Raw genomic sequence first — 17,515 nt, forward strand, 5'->3', positions numbered from 1 at the left:
AAAAGAGGTCGTCTAAAAACTATTTAGGCGACCTTTTAATTTTTGGTCTTTTAGGTTTTATTCTGATGTTGTTCGTTTAAACAGGCAATAATTGGCTGATTAAAAGTTTAGCAAAGCGACCTTTACATCGCCAAACTCACTTTTTTAAGGTTATGTGCCATTGCAATGAGCCCTATTTCCGTTTCCACCTTATCAAGACCTCTTAGCATGAACCTTTTAAAGTTCATATTTTGCTTTATGTTGCCAAAAACCGCCTCCACATCCCAGCATCTTTGTTTTCTGTGGGCGATTCCTTCTGGATCCAATAATTTTCGTTTTGCCTTTGCCTTGAGTCTGGCCAGCTTGTGGTTTCTCTCTACTATGCGGTTGCCCTTTGATCTATGGCACAGGCTTCTGAGCTGACAGCCTGCACAGTTCTTGGCCTGGTACCTATTTATTTTTTGTTCATATCCGGTAGCGGTCTTTTTTAAATAGCTCCCTATGTTTTCCATGGGCTGTCCCATCGGGCAATAATAGGTGTCCGTTTCATTGTTGTAAAAGAGATTGTCCGCTGCAAATGGCCTTTTCTGCTTTCCACGTTTTTCATCCAACTGTTCTTTATGGAAGTAGTTATACTTTACAAATGCATCAATATCGTTCTCATGGAGATAGGTGTAGTTTTCTTCGCTTCCATAGCCTGCATCGGCCGTTAGTGCCCTGGGCGGTTTTCCGTAACCTTTTATAAAGTCTTCGGTATGGTCGATAAGTGTGGTGGTGTCCGCGGTGGTCTGTGCAAGGGTGTAGTTTGCTATGAACTGATTGTTGGTGGCCGCCTGTAGATTGTAGCCGGGCTTGAGCTGTCCATTGAGCATATGGTCCTCTTTCATCCTCATAAAGGTGGCGTCGGGATCCGTCTTGCTCATAGAGCTGCGTCCGCCCATCTGTTGCTCGTACCTGTTGTACTTGGCGATATTCTTTGGCCAGTTCTTCTTGGCGTAACCGAGCTTTTGTTTTACCTTTTTATCGATGTCCTTTCCTTTAAGTGCCTGGTCGATCTTGTCGATTGTCCGTGATACCTGGTCAGGATCTATTGCTTCAAAGTTGTCCGGTCCGTTGGGCCTTTGTTCCTCTTCGGCATAGACCGTCTCCACATACCTCCATAGCTCTTTTAGTTGTTTCTCGATACGGGAACGTGAGGTCTTGACACTTTTTCCCCACACAAAAGTATAACGGTTGGCATTGGCCTCGATCTTGGTGCCATCGACATAGATTTCCTTTAAGCTCAAATAGCCCTGTTCTGCCAGCAGTATCACAACTTGGTTAAAGATCTTTTTGAACTTCCCCTTGAGTTTGCCCGAGCGAAAATTGCTGATGGTGTTATGGTCGGGCCGGATACAGCCGCTGAGCCACATAAAGTGGACATTCTCGCCCAAAGCCTGTTCGATCTTACGGGAGGAATAGAGGTTGCGAAGGTAGGCGTAGATCAAAATTTTGAGCAGGTCCCGGGGATGGTAGCTCGAGGTACCGCCCCCTTTATAGGTGTTTTCAATGGAGCGGATATCTATCCGGTCCAAAATGCTGTTGACGATACGTACTGGGTGATTCTCGGGAACAAGATCATCATAACTGGGTGGGAGAAGACTCAATTGCGCCTGACTATTGGTCTTCCAAACGACATTGCTTTTCATACCATTAAGATAAGAAAATCAATATTTTTTTTAAAATCCTAAACAAAAAAAAAGAGACTGCCTTTTTAGACAGCCTCTTTTACTTATTATATATAGTCGTCTTAACCCTATTGGTTACGTTTCGCTTTTTTAGCTTCGCGCTTTTCTTTCAATATCTCCAAGATAGAACCTCCTATCCAGTAAGGAATTACAAAAGTCAACAAAAAAATCATCAACCAAAACCCGATGGTCAAGATGGTCAAAAATGCTAAAAACCCTAAATATTGGTCAAAATCGAACATGATTGCTATGTTTTTTTAATGGTGGTACAAAGATATCAAAATCTAAGTTATTATTCCAAGGGCTCTTTAAAATAATTTAACTTTAATTTACAACCTTCTTAGACCAATCTACATATTTACTAACGCTGGCCTGCCTGCTTATGCCCAACCAAAGGAAACATAACTTTCCTATCACTTATTTCAAATTATCCAATATAAAATCCAAGGAAGAGTTCTTATTGCAATTGCGCTCAAAGGCCACATTGTTATGTGTTAAATCATTTGCCAAGCCCAAGTCTTTAAATCGGTTTATTGTGGCCTCAGATTCCATAGTAACCTTGCCTGTTAGCAGAGCATCCATAGACAAGCCGTTTTTATGTCTTTTATAAATCTTTTTCAATCCGCTTAGATACAGGCGGTCCTTTGTAAATCCCCCTCCTCTGTGGACCCGCATGGCTATGGTAAAGGCTTTGTTCCTATCCAATTTGTATTGCCCGTGCAGCATGTCGAAGGTATCCGAAAAACTATATCCTTTAATCAAACTATCGGAAGCCAAGACCCTGTAAGCCAATTCCTTTAATCTTTTCAAGCTTAGCGCCCCACTCATATATTCACTAAACACCGCCAAACCCTCTTGGGTTTCCACGTTTTTTGGAAAACCATTGGAAAAGACTTTTAATGGCTGCATCATGCCATTGTAGGTAGTTACCAAATGCACTCCAATCTCATGATTGGCCAAAGTAAGCAGTTGGTTTCTGCTAAAAATAGTATTTTTCTTAATTAGGAGAGATTGGGTATTATTGCTCACCATAGCATCTGCGGCAATACTATTGGAAAAGGAAATGTTCAAAGGAAAATTATATTGCTGTACAAACTCTTCAAAATAAACCTTGGCATCCTCCGGGGTATATATTTTTTCCATGTCCTCGGTATCCGGCTCATCAGCCAAGTGTAGAATAAACCTGGCATTTTGAACATCTTTCTCCGTAGGAGTACCGTAAACCCTAAGGGAATTGTAATAGAATTTTTTATTCTGGCCAATAGTCTCGATACACTGTATCATATTGGCATAGTAATACACTACCTCCTGATAAAATTTACGTATTTGTTCGTCCTTTATGCGCTCCAAGCGCTGGGAGAAGAACAAACGGTTTAGTTTATATGGGTCGAACTGTAATTTTTTATACTTAAATATGGGTTCATCCACATACTTGGATGAAAAAAACCGATGTTTTTCCTTTTCAATATTTAAGGGGTTTAAATAGGTGAGCAATTCAATTTTTTTCACCAACCTGTCAAGGTTGCCATCTATGGCAAATACATTGGGATACTCCTGTATAATTTCCCTGCTCATTTCTTGCTTTAACATCACAACTATTATTTATTGCACCTCCTTGAGGTTCTAATTATTTAGGGATATCATTCAATTTCCCTACGGATTTTGCAACTACCACAGACACCATGGCGTCACCCGTTACGTTTATTACTGTTCTGGCCATATCCAAAGGTCGGTCTACCGCAAAGATCAAGGCAAGGCCTACTGCCAGCTTATCACTGGGAAACCCTATGGATTCCAAAACAATTACCAACATTACCATTCCAGCTCCCGGTACTGCGGCAGAACCTATGGAAGCCAAAAGAGCTGTTAATATTATCATTAATTGGTCTGTAATCTCCAAATGATGCCCCAAGGCCTGGGAAATAAAAACTGCCGCTACGCCCTGATAAAGACTGGTTCCGTCCATATTGACAGTAGCTCCAACTGGGAGTACAAAACTGGCAACCTCCTTGTCCACACCCAACTCATTCTCTACCCTTTCCATGGTCAAGGGAAGTGTTGCCGCACTGGAGCTGGTCGAAAATGCCAAAAGTTGTGCCGGACTAATGGCCTTTAAAAACCAAATGGGATTTTTTCTGGCTACCAATGTCAATACGGTACAGTAAAAAACAATCATTAGAAAAAGCCCTAAAATAACAACTCCTGCATATTTAACCAATGCCAGTAATAAATCTGGATCTCCGGAGCTGACCACTACATTGGCCAATAGGGCAAATACGGCCAAGGGTGCTGTTAACATAATTAAATCGACCATTTTCAATACCGCATCGTTCAGGGAATCAAAAAGAGTCTTTAAAGGTTGTGCCTTGGCTTCCCCAATTAGCAACATGGATACCCCTAGAAATACAGAAAAAAATATTACCTGGAGCATTAGTTTATTATCGCTCATTGCACTAAAGGCATTTTCCGGTACCATATCCAATAAAAACTGTAATGGGCCGGATTCCTTTTGCAAGGAAGCTTCTGCCAGTTTAGCCTGTACACCTTGCCGACCTACATATTCATTGGTAATCCTTGCAACGGTTTCCTCGGAGATACCTTTGCCAGGGGAAAAAATATTGACCAGCACCAAACCTATAATAATTGCCACTATAGTGGTAGTGATAAATAAGGTTACGGAACGGAAACCAATAGTTTTAAATTGGGCAATATCCTTTAAATCTGAAATCCCTTTGATTATCGAAGCCAAAATTAAGGGAATGGCGATAAGTTTCAGTAGGTTGATAAAGATAATGCCAAACGGATTGATCCAATTTTGAATGAACAGCTTACCTCCCGATGTATATAGCATTAATACCCCAAAAAGCAATCCCAAAAGCATACCAATTAGGATTCGCCAGTGCAAGGCAAGTTTTTTCATAAGTCCAATTAAGATTGCGCTAAATTATGTGAACAATCAATTGGATTTACAAAGCAACAAAAATAATTTTCGCCATCTGAACTTGCATTGGATTCTGCAATAATGAAGTTTTCGTTATTTTGACGGCTTGTAATGATCGCTCCATTCCTTGACCTTGGGTTCCCCTAATTTATCTACAGACTTTGCCACCATCATGGATACCGCGGCATCTCCGGTGACATTAACTACAGTTCTACACATATCCAAAGGCCTGTCTACAGCAAAGATCAATGCCAGTCCGGCTTCCGGAATCCCAGCTTGGGCCAAAACAATGACAAGCATCACCATCCCTGCTCCCGGTACGGCGGCACTGCCTATGGAAGCCAAGGTGGCAGTAACTATGATTCCCAATTGGGCTCCAAAACTAAGATCCATACCAAAAGCTTGTGCAATAAATACCGCTGCAACAGCCTGATAAAGACTGGTACCGTCCATATTTATAGTGGCCCCAATGGGCAATACAAAACTGGCAACCTCTTCCTCTACCCCTAAATGCTCCTCTACCCTTTCCATGGTCACAGGTAGTGTGGCAGCACTTGAGCTGGTAGAAAACGCCAGTAATTGTGCAGGAGAAATTCCGTTTACAAAAAATGAGGGCTTGCGTTTGGTAAATATCCATACAAAGGAAATATAAACACCTATCATCAAGATCAATCCCAATAGAACACTGATCGAATACCATCCAAGTGCCTTAAATAGATCCAAACTGGGAGATTCCACCACCAGAGCCGCCAACAAGGCAAAAACACCATAGGGAGCGGCCAACATAATCAAATCTATCAACTTAAGAATTACCTCATTGAAGCCATCGAAAAATTTCTTTACCGGATCGGCCTGCTCTGCCGGTATCAAAATCAGTCCCACGCCAAAGAAAATAGCAAAAAAGATGACCTGTAACATATTGCCATTGTCACCAGCTGCCGCAAAAATATTGCTGGGCACCAAATCTTCCAAGGCCCTTAATGGTCCAGACTCCTTCTGTTCGTTGGCCTGGGATATTTTGGAATCGGCATCTCCTTTATAGTTTTCCACCAATTCGTTCCTGGTCTCTTCAGAAATAGAGGATCCGGGTTTTATTATATTCACTATGGTGAGTCCGATGGAAACGGCAATAACAGTAGTTATAATGTAAATTCCGATGGTCCTCCCCCCCATTTTTGAAAGTTTGGAAATATCCTTTAAATCGGAAACTCCTTTGATCAAGGAAGCCAATATCAACGGAACCGCAATGAGCTTTAAAGAATTAATAAAAATATTCCCAAAGGGTTTAATCCAATCGGAGACAATTTTGGGGCCCCAATCAAACTGAAACATGGCCAAAGCAAAAAGGACTCCGCCCAGCATTCCCAAAATAATTTGCCAATGCAATTCCAACTTCCTCATAAAAACAATGATTTAGATTGGAAAGATAGTATTTTGTGGTGCAAAGCACCAAAAAATATAAGGCTATAATTTAATAGTCCTGTTCAGCAAAGTATAATCTGCCATTACCAAGGCCGCCATAGCCTCAACAATTGGCACTGCTCTGGGCACTACACATGGGTCATGCCTACCCTTGCCCTGGGTGCTTACTTTGTTTCCTTCCTTGTCTATGGTATCATAGGCCTGAATAACAGTAGCAACGGGCTTAAAGGCAATATTGAAGTAAATATCCATTCCGTTACTTATACCTCCCTGAATACCTCCACTGTGATTGGTCTTGGTACTACCATCGGTATTGAACTGATCGTTATGTGCACTCCCCTTCATTTTTACCCCTTCAAATCCACTACCGTACTCAAAACCTTTAACGGCGTTAATAGATAGCATGGCCTTCCCCAGTTCTGCATGTAGTTTATCAAAAACTGGTTCTCCCAAGCCTACAGGAATATTTTGGATAACGCAGGTAATTACCCCTCCAACTGTGTCACCTTCCTTTTTTATTTTTTTAATATACTCCTCCATTTTTGCCGCGGTGGTGGTATCCGGACATCGTACGGGATTGGATTCGATAAGTGAAAAATCGAGTTCCTGATAACTTTTGTTCAAGGAAAGCTCGCCCACTTGGGAAACGTAGGCATTTATTTTCATGTCGCCCAGGAATTGTTTGGCGATGGCTCCTGCAACTACCCTACTGGCAGTTTCCCTGGCCGAACTTCTTCCTCCTCCGCGATAATCCCTGAAACCATATTTTTGATCGTATACATAATCGGCATGTGAAGGTCTATAAGAGTCCTTTATATGCGAATAATCATGTGATTTTTGATTGGTATTGTGTATGGCAAACCCTATAGGTGTACCTGTGGTCTTCCCTTCAAAAATTCCGGAGTAAAACTCCACGGTATCGGGTTCCTTTCGTTGGGTTACGATGGCCGATTGACCGGGTTTACGTCTGTCCAGATCTTCCTGAATGGCCTCTAGGTTCAATTCAATTCCTGCTGGACAACCATCCAGTACGCCGCCGATGGCCACACCGTGAGATTCTCCAAACGTAGATAGTTTAAAAAGGGTTCCAAAAGTATTTCCTGCCATGTTTGTAGTTAAAATTTGTAGTTATGAAATGGTTTTAGAGGGCATTTCAACTCAAAGATCCAAAGGTAAATCTTAAAACAGAGATACGAAAATAGAAACCTTGCATATTGCAAATTAAAACAGAATTGGATCAACTTAATGTAAACTTAACTATTTCCTTATCCTAATTTGATTTTGCCTTCACCTTAAATTTAAATCCAAAGGTTTAATTTGAGAAAATTCCACCTCCGTGAAAAAACGACAAATAGAATTGGTAGTTATTTCAGACGTGCATTTAGGAACTTTCGGTTGCCATGCTGATGAACTACTGGCCTATTTGAACAGTATAAATCCTAAAACACTTATATTAAACGGCGATATTGTTGATATCTGGCAATTTAGCAAGAAATATTTCCCTGCCACACACCTAAAAGTGCTGAGAAAAATTATGGGAATGGCCACTAATGGTACCGAAGTGTACTACATTGTTGGGAACCACGATGAAAGGCTTCGTAGATTCTGTGGCACATCATTAGGTAATATCCATTTTGTAGATCAGTTGACGCTGGAATTAAATGGTAAAAGGGCATGGTTCTTTCACGGTGATGTTTTTGATATATCCATGCAAAATGCAAAATGGGTAGCCAAACTGGGAAGACATGGCTACAGTCTATTAATCGTGATTAACAGAAACATTAATTGGATCTTGGGCAAATTGGGGCGCGAGAAATATTCCCTTTCAAAAAGAATTAAGAACAGCGTAAAAGGTGCTGTTGGATTTATCCAAAATTTTGAACATACCGCAAAGGAATTGGCCATCGACAAGAACTATGATTATGTGATCTGCGGTCACATCCATCAACCTAAAAAAGAAATTTTTGAAAGTGAACAAGGCAAATGCACCTATTTAAATTCCGGGGATTGGGTAGAAAATCTTACAGCCCTGGAATACACCTTTAAACGTTGGAAAATATATAGATATAGTGCAGATAAACTTTCTCCTTTCTTTGCAGATGAAGAACTCAAGGGTATGGACATCCATGAATTGCTGGCCGCCACATCCATTACTGTTAAGCCTCCCCAAAAAACAACCAAAAAAGCAAAAATCTAATACCGATGCATTGATTTGGTTTAGCTAATAAAAACACATTAAAGCTATCAAAACAATTGTAAAAAGCCCCGTCCAACAACTATTAAAAGTATTGAACAGGGCTGAAAATATGTGATTTATTTTAAAAAATTGACATTTATAGTCTAAGAGCCTAGCTAATAAAAGGTATCAAACCTCAGGGCAAGCCTGTCTACCGACAAAGGCAGGCCCTGAACCCGATAATAGGAATCGACCCAAGGGTCGAGGTATTGAACCTAGATCCCGCCGAAAAGGGCGGGATTAGTTCAACTTGCAATTTTCAGTGCGTCTTACTGACTTCTCAAAATTGAGTTTCACTAATAAAACCAATTAGGCTATAAGCGCCTCCTTTAGTATTGAAATAGGATGCAAGGCCTTCCTTTGCGTACCATCATATATCTGATGCCTACAACTGGTGCCATTGGCTGCTATGATCACGTCCTCACTGGCCTTTCTCACTGCCGGAAACAACTTTAGCTCCCCTACCTGCATACTTACCTCATAATGCTCCTTTTCATAGCCAAAGGATCCTGCCATACCACAACATCCGGAACTTATTATAGAAACAGTATAATTTTTTGGAAGATTCAATATGTCGAAGGTTACCTTTTGATTGGAAATTGACTTTTGATGACAATGTGTGTGGATCTTTACAGTCTTGGCTTCCTGGGTAAATAGATCGGATGTTAAAACACCTATCTGAATTTCTTTGGCCAAAAATTCTTCTATTAAAAAAGAATTGGCAGCAACGGCATCCATCTTCTTTTTGTCTAAACCAAATCGCTTATATTCATCCCTAAACGTAAGTATGGCGGAAGGTTCCAATCCAATTATTGGAAGTCCCTTTTCGGCTAGCTGCGAAAGTTTATCCACATTCCCAATCGCCAATTTTTTGGCCTGCTTTAAAAATCCTTTGGAAATATAGGTCCTTCCACTCTCTGCATAAAAAAGTTCCACCTCATACCCCAATCGCGTCAGCACTTCAATAGCATCCCTACCCAGATCAACATCCAAATAGTTGGTAAATTCATCTATGTAAAGCACAACTTTGGACCTGGTCGTATTTGCCTGAACCTTAGCTTTTTGAAGCTCCTTATCAAAATCGAACTTATAGACTTTTGGCAGACTACGTTGCTCTGCTACTCCGACCGACTTCTTAAGCAATCCGCCAAATATTTTGGAATCGTACATGGCATTGGTAATACCTGCCATACTACTTCCCAATTTATTAAGCTTGGTATTATAGGCAAAAAGCTTCGCCCTTAAGGGATACCCGTTCTCTTCCTGATATTGATAAAGAAATTCAGCTTTAAGTGTGGCCACATCAACATTACTGGGGCATTCACTGGAGCAGGCCTTACAGCTTAAACAAAGATCAAAAACTTCTTTTAGCTCCTTATTGTTAAACTTATTCGTCTTTTCCGAAGAAGTCAAAAATTCGCGCAGGGTATTGGCACGGCCTCTTGTAGTATCCTTTTCATTTTTGGTGGCATGATAACTGGGGCACATGGCTCCGGATACCAAATGTGTCTTTCTACAATCCCCACTACCATTACATTTTTCGGCCGCTTTTAGAATGCCTTCACTATCGGAAAAATCCATCAAGGTTTTTATTTCCGGTTCTTCGCGGTCAATTTCATACCTCAGGGACTCGTCCATGGGATAGGCATCCACAATTTTTCCTGGATTGAAAATATTTTGTGGGTCAAAATAGGTCTTTACCCGTTTAAGGAGCTCATAATTCTTCTGTCCGATCATTAGTGGAATAAACTCGGCCCTTACAATTCCATCACCGTGTTCCCCGCTAAAGGATCCATGGTATTTTTTGGTAAGTTTGGCCACGTCTGTAGTAATGGACCTGAACAAGGCCACATCTGCAGATTTCTTTAAATTTAAGATCGGTCTTAAATGCAACTCCCCTGCCCCAGCATGGGCGTAGTAGACCGCATCCTGCTTATAGTCCTTCATTATTTGGGTGAATTCCCCTATAAAATCCTTTAGGTCTTCCAAGGCCACCGCAGTATCCTCTATACAGGCAACCGCCTTTCGGTCTCCAACTATATTTCCAAGAAGGCCCAATCCGGCCTTTCTAAGTTCTATCGCCTTATTCACATCGGCCAACCTTAATATAGGGCTGGCATAGCTCAATCCCGACTTTTTAACGGTCTCCAATAACTGCTGAAGTTGATTGTCCAAATCTTCTTCGGTATCCGCTTTAACCTCCAGCATCAATAAAGCTGCGGGATCCCCTTCCACAAAAAATCTGTTCTCCAATTGGGTACGGTTATTTTTGGTGCAATCCAAAATTACCTTGTCCATCATTTCGCAGGTATGCAGATTGTGCGTCATAAGGGGAGCAACGTCCAATAAGCAATCTTCCAAAGTTTTGTAATGGGTAACCACCATTGCGGAAAGTTTTGGCGGCAACTCGGTCAATTGAAGCACTATTTCTGTCGTAAAGGCCAAGGTGCCTTCACTCCCACTCAATAATTTACAAAGGTTTATGCCTTGGGCACTATCCCCAAAAATATTGTTCTTGAGCAACTCGTCCACAGCATATCCGGTATTGCGTCTATGTATCTGGGGTTTTGGAAATTCCTTTAAAATTTCCGCCTGTATTTCCTTATTGCTTAGCTCTTTATGAAGACTGTTGTAAATTTTTCCTTCAAAATTATCCAAGGCCATTTTTCCCAGAAATTCGTTCAAGGAAAGGTCTTTAAATTCTACCTTGCTGCCATCGGATAAATAGGTCTGTAGGGATACCACCTGATCACGGGTAACCCCGTATTGTATGGAGGTGGTCCCTGAAGAGTTATTGCCTACCATTCCGCCTATCATACAGCGGTTGGAAGTAGAAGTGTTGGGTCCAAAAAATAGGCCATATGGCGCCAAATAAAGATTTAACTCGTCGCGGATTACCCCTGGCTGGACAGTTACTTGTTTTTTATCTACATCAACAGAAAGAATCTTGGTGAAATTTTTGGAGACATCCACTACTATACCGTCCCCAACACATTGTCCGGCCAGGGAGGTTCCTGCTGTTCTAGGTATTAAACCAATTTTATGCTCTCCTGCAAAAAGAATTAGTTTTCTTATATCCTCTTCAGTCTTCGGGTAAGCCACTGCCATTGGCATTTTTCTATATACGGAAGCATCGGTGGCATATAGGGTGGTCATTAATTTGTCCACAAACAAATCGCCCTCTAAATCACCTTTTAATTTATTTAGCATATTTTTATCCAACTCAAAACAATTTTGGGCACTAAATTAAGTTTTATTGTTTCAGATTAATAATGAATTTTTAATTTTTACATTAATTAACTTTAGAACACTTATGAAAATTTTAAAATTATTTACCCTATTTATGTTCTGCTCCTGGTTCTCTATGAGTGCCCAGGAAATATCCGATCACGCCATTGGTCTACGCTTGGGAGACAGTGATGGTTTTGGTGCAGAAATTTCCTATCAAAAATCTTTGGACCGCGACAACAGATTGGAAGCCAACCTTGGATGGCGGGATAGCCGTTATTTTGATGCTTTTAAATTAACGGCCCTTTACCAGTGGGTTAGGCCATTGGATGGAAATTTCAACTGGTACTATGGTGCCGGTGGCGGTCTAGGAAGTGTTGATTTCGCATCAAGACCCAATGGCAATGGAGGTTTCTATACACCCGATGGCGGACTATTTGTTTTGGCAGCCGGGGATATTGGTATAGAATACAACTTTGATATTCCTTTACTAATTTCATTGGATTTTAGACCTGAAATAGGGATAGTAGGCTACAAAGACTTCTCTGATAATTTTGATTTCGATATAGCCTTGGGTATTCGCTATCAGTTTTAATACAATTAACTAATTACTAATTTATTGGGCCATGAATGTTCTTGTAGCATTTATGGCTTTTTTTATTACTCATATATAAGTACATTTGCGGCAATTAAAAGAAAAAACAATGAAAAAAATATTATTATCCCTTACTGTTCTTGTAGGAGTTGTAGCGTGCAACAGTAAACCTGAAGGTTTTGTATTGAATGGAACTTTAACCGGTGATGTGGAAAACGGTACCCAAATATTTATAAGAAAAATTGATGAAAACAATCAGCCCTATGATATTGACACCACTACAGTTGAAAACGGTAAGTTTACAATTAGTGGTCCTGTTGATTCGCCCGATTTAATGTATGTTTTTATTGATAAGGTGCAAGGCTATACCCCCGTTGTTGCCGAAAAAGGTGAAATAGAACTAACTGCCCAAAAGGATAGTTTAAATTTTGCCAAGGTCAAAGGAACTGAACAAAATAATATTTTCTTTAACTATCTAAGTGAATCAAGGGCTTTGTCCGATCAGGCAATGTCCATCCAAAGGGATATGCAAAACGCCAATATGGGCGGAAATGAAGCTACCGTAAACTCTTTGCGTGACGAGTTTGCAGAGCTTCAAGAAGAATTTAAGAATTTTGAATTGAATTTCATTAAGAACAATCCAAATGGGCTTATTTCCGCTTTGTTGATAGAGAAAGGAATTGGAACAAGAATTATTGAGAGCGAAGAAGCACAAAAAATGTATGATGCCCTAACCCCAGAGATAAAGGAAACACTGCCTGCCAAAAACATTTTAAAAAGTTTGGAAGCTGCCAAAGCCAGAGAAGAAAAAGGTAAGAGTACGGCAATAGGCGCTACTGCCCCCGACTTTTCAGGACCTACCCCAGACGGTAAGGAATTGTCCTTGAAAGAAGCCATGGGAAAAGTGACCATCATCGATTTTTGGGCCGCCTGGTGTAAACCTTGTAGGGTTGAAAATCCAAATGTGGTCAACATCTATAACAAGTACCACTCCAAGGGACTTAACATTATTGGTGTTTCCTTGGATAGAAAGGAAGAAGATTGGAAAAAGGCGATTGCAGATGACAAACTTAGCTGGAACCATATATCCAGTTTGGATTACTTTAACGATGCTGTGGCCAAACTTTACAATGTAGAAGCCATCCCTGCTACCTTTATCCTTGATGAAAACGGGGTTATTGTAGCAAAAAACCTAAGAGGCCCTGAATTGGAGTCGAAAATTTCAGAACTTTTGCAGTAAGATAAAAACAGAATTTTACATAAAAAAGAGGCTGTCTAAGAAGGCAGCCTCTTTTTTAGTTTTATCCGGATCTGATATAAAAAATTGTATAAATACTAGAATCGTCAACAGCTTCGCTCCTGTATGAAAATCTTATAGAGTTGCCGTATATAATATGCCCCTTATATCTTGCCCATTTTCCCCAGAATAAAAAGTAGCACAATTGGCAAAGCCAATAAAAGCACCATTAAACTATCTGTAACAAGAAGATCGGGTTTAAATAACAAGGTAACTACATACCCACCAATGGCACCCCCAAAGTGTGCGGTGTGCCCAATGTTCCCCAAGCGTGTTTTCATTCCATAGATAGAATAAAATAAGTAGAGGATTCCTAAAACATAAGCTGGTAAAGGTATAGGAATGAACATAATTCCCAATCGCATCCCAGGCTCCAGCAGGATGGCCGAGTACAATATACCGGTTACCGCCCCACTGGCACCGACGGCACTATAGTAAGGTTCGTTCTTATGAAAGTATAATGCCAGTAAACTCCCGGCAACTAGACTGATAAAATAAAGAATAAGAAATTTACTGGGACCAAACCAATCAATGACCACATCTGCAAAAAAGTAAAGGGTAAACATATTAAAAAATAGATGGGAAAGGTCAACATGCAAAAAACCTGAAGTAACCATCCTATCTTTCTGTCCTGCCTGAATAGCTCCGACACCGAACTTGTAACGTTCAAAGAAGGTAGTGTTATTAAAACCTTTTAGGGAGGCAAGGACATTGGCAGCCATGATGGCAATGGTAGCAAGATGAATGTTATTCATGAAGAAAACTATTATTTTTGGGTTCAAATATAGCTATATTTGCCCTAATTATATCTGCATGCAATTTCTGGTCTATATTCTAGTATATCCCCTCCTATGGCTTATCTCCATATTACCTTTTAGACTTTTTTACTTTTTCTCGGACTTTGTATTTTTTGTGCTATTCTATGTTGTTGGTTACCGCAAAAGGGTCGTATCCGAAAACCTTGCACGTGCTTTTCCCGGCAAGTCAAAAAAGGAAATAAAAAAGATTAAAAAGGAATTCTACCGTCATATGTGCGATATGTTCCTGGAAATGGTGAAGACCTTGAACCTATCCAAAGAGGAGCTAAAGGAACGCTATAAGATCATTAATATTGAAGTACTTCAGGACATCGTTAAAGATAATAGTGTTCTTATCGTATGTTCCCATTACGCCAATTGGGAGTGGAACGTGAGCATTAACAATTATGTGAATGCCAAAGGATATGCCGTTTACCAAAAAATTGGGAATTCCTATTTTGACGATTTAATAAAGAAAATAAGGGCCAAATGGAACACCACCCTAATTACCCAACAGGAAACCGTAAAAACGGTATATAGAAATGTCCAAAATGGGGTAATTTCTGCCTATGGTATGGTGAGCGATCAATCCCCCCAAGTAAAAAGGGCACAGTATTGGAGCGAATTTATGGGCGTTAAGGTACCCATTTTTAATGGGCCCGAGAGCATGGCCAGAAAATTGGACCTAGCAGTGGTCTTCCTTAAGGTTTCCAAAGTAAAAAGAGGGTATTACCAAGCGGAATTCATCCCCATTACCACCTCCGGCAAGCAGACCAAAAAACATCAAATTACTGACCAATTTCTTAGGTTGACCGAAGATCAGATACGGGAAAAACCGGAGTACTACCTTTGGACGCACAAACGTTGGAAACACCGAAATAAAGTACCTGTGGAATTCCAATAGACTTGTAATATCTGATAATTATTCCTTCCTAATTCTCTGAAAAGCCCATCTATGTGGGCCTTGCTGCGAAGGATAATTCTAGAAAAACTAAATAATTTATTTTTTTCTGCGTTATAGAACCAAATTTATTAGCCGTAAATGAGATTTTACACCAAAACAACTATCGGCCGGTTTACTTTGGATTTATTTTTTTGCCTTGTAGTCTTTCTGGCTGGGCAAGAGCAATGTTACTCAATTCCAAAAATAAATCCGGAGCTCATTAAGACCGAAAGCATTCATTTTTATGATCATCCTATGGACGCGGATCATATACTGGAGGTATCTCCCCCTACCACTAAAAATACCCAACAGGAATTTTGCGCGTTCGACCGCCCCACCTTAAGCGCTATTCAAATAAATGAATCCAACATTGTCTGGTATAACAGTGCCTCCCACGGCAATCCATTGGCCCCTAACAGCCTATTAATAGATAATTCAACTTATTACGCCGCACAATTATTGGATGGCAAGGAAAGTGAACAACGATTGGCAATTTCCGTCATCCTACATGCCCCTTCCACCCCAACTACTTCAAGTAATGTCCAAGTTTTTGCGTTTGGTCAAAATCCGACTGTCGGCGATTTGGAGGTGGAGCCAATCAATGTTGTTTGGTACAACACTGCCCTGGAAGGCAAAGTACTGGATTTTGATACCCCTTTGCAAAATGGAAGGCAATATTTTGCAGCCCAAGTTTCCTCAACTTGTGAAAGTACCAACAGACTAATGGTTACGGTTAAAATCAATGGGCCATCAGACTTAAAAATTAACAAATCGGTCAGTAACAAACACCCGATGATAGGGGAGAAAGTAGTTTTGACCATTACTGTTGAAAACGAAGGACTGTCCAATTTCAACGATATAGTGATCAAAGAGCAATTGGACCCGGGTTTTGGTTATGTTAATGCGAAAACCTCCCAGGGTAACTTTGATGCAACGAACAAGGTTTGGAGCCTTTCTTCATTACAAGCCAAGGCAACTGCGGTTTTGAACCTTGAAGTTGAGGCAATGCCCAATGGTAGTTACAGTAGTAATTCACTCATCGAAACCTCCTTTCCTGCGGATAAAAATTCGCAGAACAATAGTGCTGAAATTACTTTGGAACCATCCTGTATTACCATATACAATGAATTTACACCCAATGACGATGGGAAAAACGACTATTTCAGAATAGACTGTATAGAAACTTTCCCCGAGTCGGAACTCCAAATATTTAACAGATATGGTGACCTAGTCTATCAGCAAAAGGCCTACCAAAATGATTGGAGAGGACTGGCCAATGTAAGTGGCACTATAGGCAAAGGAAACCCCTTGCCCACTGGAACTTACTTTTATATTTTAAAAACCGACGGCTTAAGTGAAAACAAAACCGGTTGGCTATTTTTAAGAAAAGACTAATGAGCTTTACACTTTAAATTTATAGATGAAGATCCCCCATAAAAAATTCCTAAAGCTCATTACACTGCTTATCCTTGTTAGCGGAGGTAGTCTATTGGCACAGCAACTGCCACAATATACCCAGTATATGTACAACACCTCTACCATAAATCCTGCATACGTTAACGAGAATAACCGTATGGATGCCACCCTGAGTTACAGGGCCCAATGGATAGGGATCGACGGAGCTCCTGAAACAAAGGCACTCACAGTTTCGGGAATCATTAATAATCGAATTGGACTTGGGGTCAACATCTTTAAGGATAACATTGGACCATCGACCGAGTTTAGTTCCAATGCGGTTTTTTCTTACTATCTAAACTTAAGCAAAAAAGTAAAAATGTCGTTAGGGATAAATGCAGGGATCGATTTTTTTGAAGTTGATTATTCCAAAGGCAACTATTACGATCAAGATGATGTTCTATTTAGTTATGACAACTATTACAATGCCCTTCCGGCAATTGGAGCTGGAATATATGTATATAATGACAACTGGTATATTGGATTTTCCATTCCCAACATACTTATTAATCAATCCAATGTAGTTAGCGACAAAAACTTGATCCACAGGGACAATCATATATATTTTATAGGTGGTTATGTTTTGGATATCAACGCTGCCCTAAAGCTTAAACCTTCTGTTTTGGTCAAGGTCATAGATAATGCACCTCCAACCATAGACGCCTCCCTAAATGTACTATTCCTGCAAAAATTTACCTTGGGAGCTTCCCACAGGTTAAATGACAGTTATAGTGCCTTGGCAGGATTTCAGGTTTCCAAAAACTTTTTTCTGGGCTATTCCTATGATTATAGCATTTCAGATCTTGGCGATTACAATCAGGGGTCGCACGAAATAATATTGAAGTACTTAATGCCAAGATGGGGGCCAAATGCCCGTTCACCTAGATTTTTCTAA

Annotated in this window: 14 protein-coding genes; 6 read left to right on the plus strand and 8 right to left on the minus strand. The window is 40.3% G+C overall.

The features are described 5' to 3' along the window. Nucleotides 1-122: 122 nt before the first annotated feature. From U735_RS0114035 to aroC, 6 genes are all read right to left on the minus strand, one after another. Entirely contained in the window at nt 123-1,667 is a 1,545-nt protein-coding gene (locus U735_RS0114035; RefSeq protein ID WP_031444429.1) for an IS1182 family transposase, read from the minus strand. 107 nt (nt 1,668-1,774) lie between these two features. Further along, nucleotides 1,775-1,948: a hypothetical protein gene (locus tag U735_RS25780; RefSeq protein WP_093980103.1), complete on the minus strand. Its 174-nt coding sequence runs from the start codon at nt 1,946-1,948 to the stop codon at nt 1,775-1,777. 175 nt (nt 1,949-2,123) lie between these two features. Continuing rightward, nucleotides 2,124-3,296 (minus strand): flavohemoglobin expression-modulating QEGLA motif protein, encoded by a 1,173-nt coding sequence (locus U735_RS0114045; protein ID WP_031444430.1) that lies wholly within the window; start codon nt 3,294-3,296, stop codon nt 2,124-2,126. A 37-nt stretch (nt 3,297-3,333) separates the two neighbouring features. Then, entirely contained in the window at nt 3,334-4,626 is a 1,293-nt protein-coding gene (locus U735_RS0114050) for a dicarboxylate/amino acid:cation symporter (protein WP_031444431.1), read from the minus strand. Between the two features lie 114 nt (nt 4,627-4,740). Continuing rightward, a complete protein-coding gene (locus tag U735_RS0114055; protein WP_031444432.1) occupies nt 4,741-6,048 on the minus strand; it encodes a dicarboxylate/amino acid:cation symporter in 1,308 nt (435 codons plus the stop codon). Nucleotides 6,049-6,111: 63 nt separating this feature from the next. Beyond that, a complete protein-coding gene (gene aroC, locus U735_RS0114060) occupies nt 6,112-7,176 on the minus strand; it encodes a chorismate synthase (RefSeq protein ID WP_031444433.1) in 1,065 nt (354 codons plus the stop codon). Nucleotides 7,177-7,405: 229 nt separating this feature from the next. Between aroC and U735_RS0114065 the strand changes: the two genes are divergently transcribed. After that, entirely contained in the window at nt 7,406-8,266 is an 861-nt protein-coding gene (locus U735_RS0114065; RefSeq protein ID WP_031444434.1) for a UDP-2,3-diacylglucosamine diphosphatase, read from the plus strand. Between the two features lie 348 nt (nt 8,267-8,614). On the opposite strand, the gene U735_RS0114070 is transcribed toward U735_RS0114065, so the two are convergent. Continuing rightward, entirely contained in the window at nt 8,615-11,515 is a 2,901-nt protein-coding gene (locus U735_RS0114070) for an FAD-binding and (Fe-S)-binding domain-containing protein (protein ID WP_180994016.1), read from the minus strand. 103 nt (nt 11,516-11,618) lie between these two features. On the opposite strand from U735_RS0114070, the gene U735_RS0114075 reads away from it, so the two are divergent. Both U735_RS0114075 and U735_RS0114080 read left to right on the plus strand, forming a co-directional pair. After that, on the plus strand, nt 11,619-12,128 hold the full coding sequence (locus tag U735_RS0114075) for a hypothetical protein (protein ID WP_031444436.1): 510 nt from the start codon (nt 11,619-11,621) through the stop codon (nt 12,126-12,128). Nucleotides 12,129-12,237: 109 nt separating this feature from the next. Continuing rightward, the gene (locus tag U735_RS0114080) at nt 12,238-13,368 is read left to right on the plus strand and encodes a TlpA disulfide reductase family protein (protein WP_031444437.1); all 1,131 of its coding nucleotides are present in this window, start codon (nt 12,238-12,240) and stop codon (nt 13,366-13,368) included. Between the two features lie 161 nt (nt 13,369-13,529). Here U735_RS0114080 and U735_RS0114085 read toward each other — a convergent pair whose 3' ends face one another. Next, nucleotides 13,530-14,180: a rhomboid family intramembrane serine protease gene (locus U735_RS0114085; protein ID WP_031444438.1), complete on the minus strand. Its 651-nt coding sequence runs from the start codon at nt 14,178-14,180 to the stop codon at nt 13,530-13,532. Here U735_RS0114085 and U735_RS0114090 point away from each other — a divergent pair. The 3 genes from U735_RS0114090 (at nt 14,179) to U735_RS0114100 (ending at nt 17,515) form a co-directional block, all read left to right on the plus strand. Continuing rightward, entirely contained in the window at nt 14,179-15,126 is a 948-nt protein-coding gene (locus tag U735_RS0114090) for a lysophospholipid acyltransferase family protein (protein WP_316933019.1), read from the plus strand. The genes U735_RS0114085 and U735_RS0114090 overlap by 2 nt on opposite strands. A 138-nt stretch (nt 15,127-15,264) precedes the next feature. Then, the gene (locus U735_RS0114095; RefSeq protein WP_031444440.1) at nt 15,265-16,560 is read left to right on the plus strand and encodes a T9SS C-terminal target domain-containing protein; all 1,296 of its coding nucleotides are present in this window, start codon (nt 15,265-15,267) and stop codon (nt 16,558-16,560) included. Nucleotides 16,561-16,585: 25 nt separating this feature from the next. After that, nucleotides 16,586-17,515, plus strand: coding sequence for a PorP/SprF family type IX secretion system membrane protein (locus tag U735_RS0114100; protein WP_031444441.1), 930 nt, complete (start codon nt 16,586-16,588; stop codon nt 17,513-17,515).

This window comes from Arenibacter algicola (assembly GCF_000733925.1).
Lineage (GTDB): Bacteria > Bacteroidota > Bacteroidia > Flavobacteriales > Flavobacteriaceae > Arenibacter > Arenibacter algicola.

Bases quoted from the DNA above. Each gene is read 5' to 3' on its own strand.
- U735_RS25780 (WP_093980103.1), bottom strand. From the start codon at position 1,948: ATGTTCGATTTTGACCAATATTTAGGGTTTTTAGCATTTTTGACCATC.
- U735_RS0114055 (WP_031444432.1), bottom strand. From the start codon at position 6,048: ATGAGGAAGTTGGAATTGCATTGGCAAATTATTTTGGGAATGCTGGGC.
- U735_RS0114045 (WP_031444430.1), bottom strand. From the start codon at position 3,296: ATGTTAAAGCAAGAAATGAGCAGGGAAATTATACAGGAGTATCCCAAT.
- U735_RS0114075 (WP_031444436.1), top strand. From the start codon at position 11,619: ATGAAAATTTTAAAATTATTTACCCTATTTATGTTCTGCTCCTGGTTC.
- U735_RS0114035 (WP_031444429.1), bottom strand. From the start codon at position 1,667: ATGAAAAGCAATGTCGTTTGGAAGACCAATAGTCAGGCGCAATTGAGT.
- U735_RS0114085 (WP_031444438.1), bottom strand. From the start codon at position 14,180: ATGAATAACATTCATCTTGCTACCATTGCCATCATGGCTGCCAATGTC.
- aroC (WP_031444433.1), bottom strand. From the start codon at position 7,176: ATGGCAGGAAATACTTTTGGAACCCTTTTTAAACTATCTACGTTTGGA.
- U735_RS0114095 (WP_031444440.1), top strand. From the start codon at position 15,265: ATGAGATTTTACACCAAAACAACTATCGGCCGGTTTACTTTGGATTTA.
- U735_RS0114090 (WP_316933019.1), top strand. From the start codon at position 14,179: ATGAAGAAAACTATTATTTTTGGGTTCAAATATAGCTATATTTGCCCT.
- U735_RS0114050 (WP_031444431.1), bottom strand. From the start codon at position 4,626: ATGAAAAAACTTGCCTTGCACTGGCGAATCCTAATTGGTATGCTTTTG.
- U735_RS0114070 (WP_180994016.1), bottom strand. From the start codon at position 11,515: ATGCTAAATAAATTAAAAGGTGATTTAGAGGGCGATTTGTTTGTGGAC.
- U735_RS0114080 (WP_031444437.1), top strand. From the start codon at position 12,238: ATGAAAAAAATATTATTATCCCTTACTGTTCTTGTAGGAGTTGTAGCG.
- U735_RS0114100 (WP_031444441.1), top strand. From the start codon at position 16,586: ATGAAGATCCCCCATAAAAAATTCCTAAAGCTCATTACACTGCTTATC.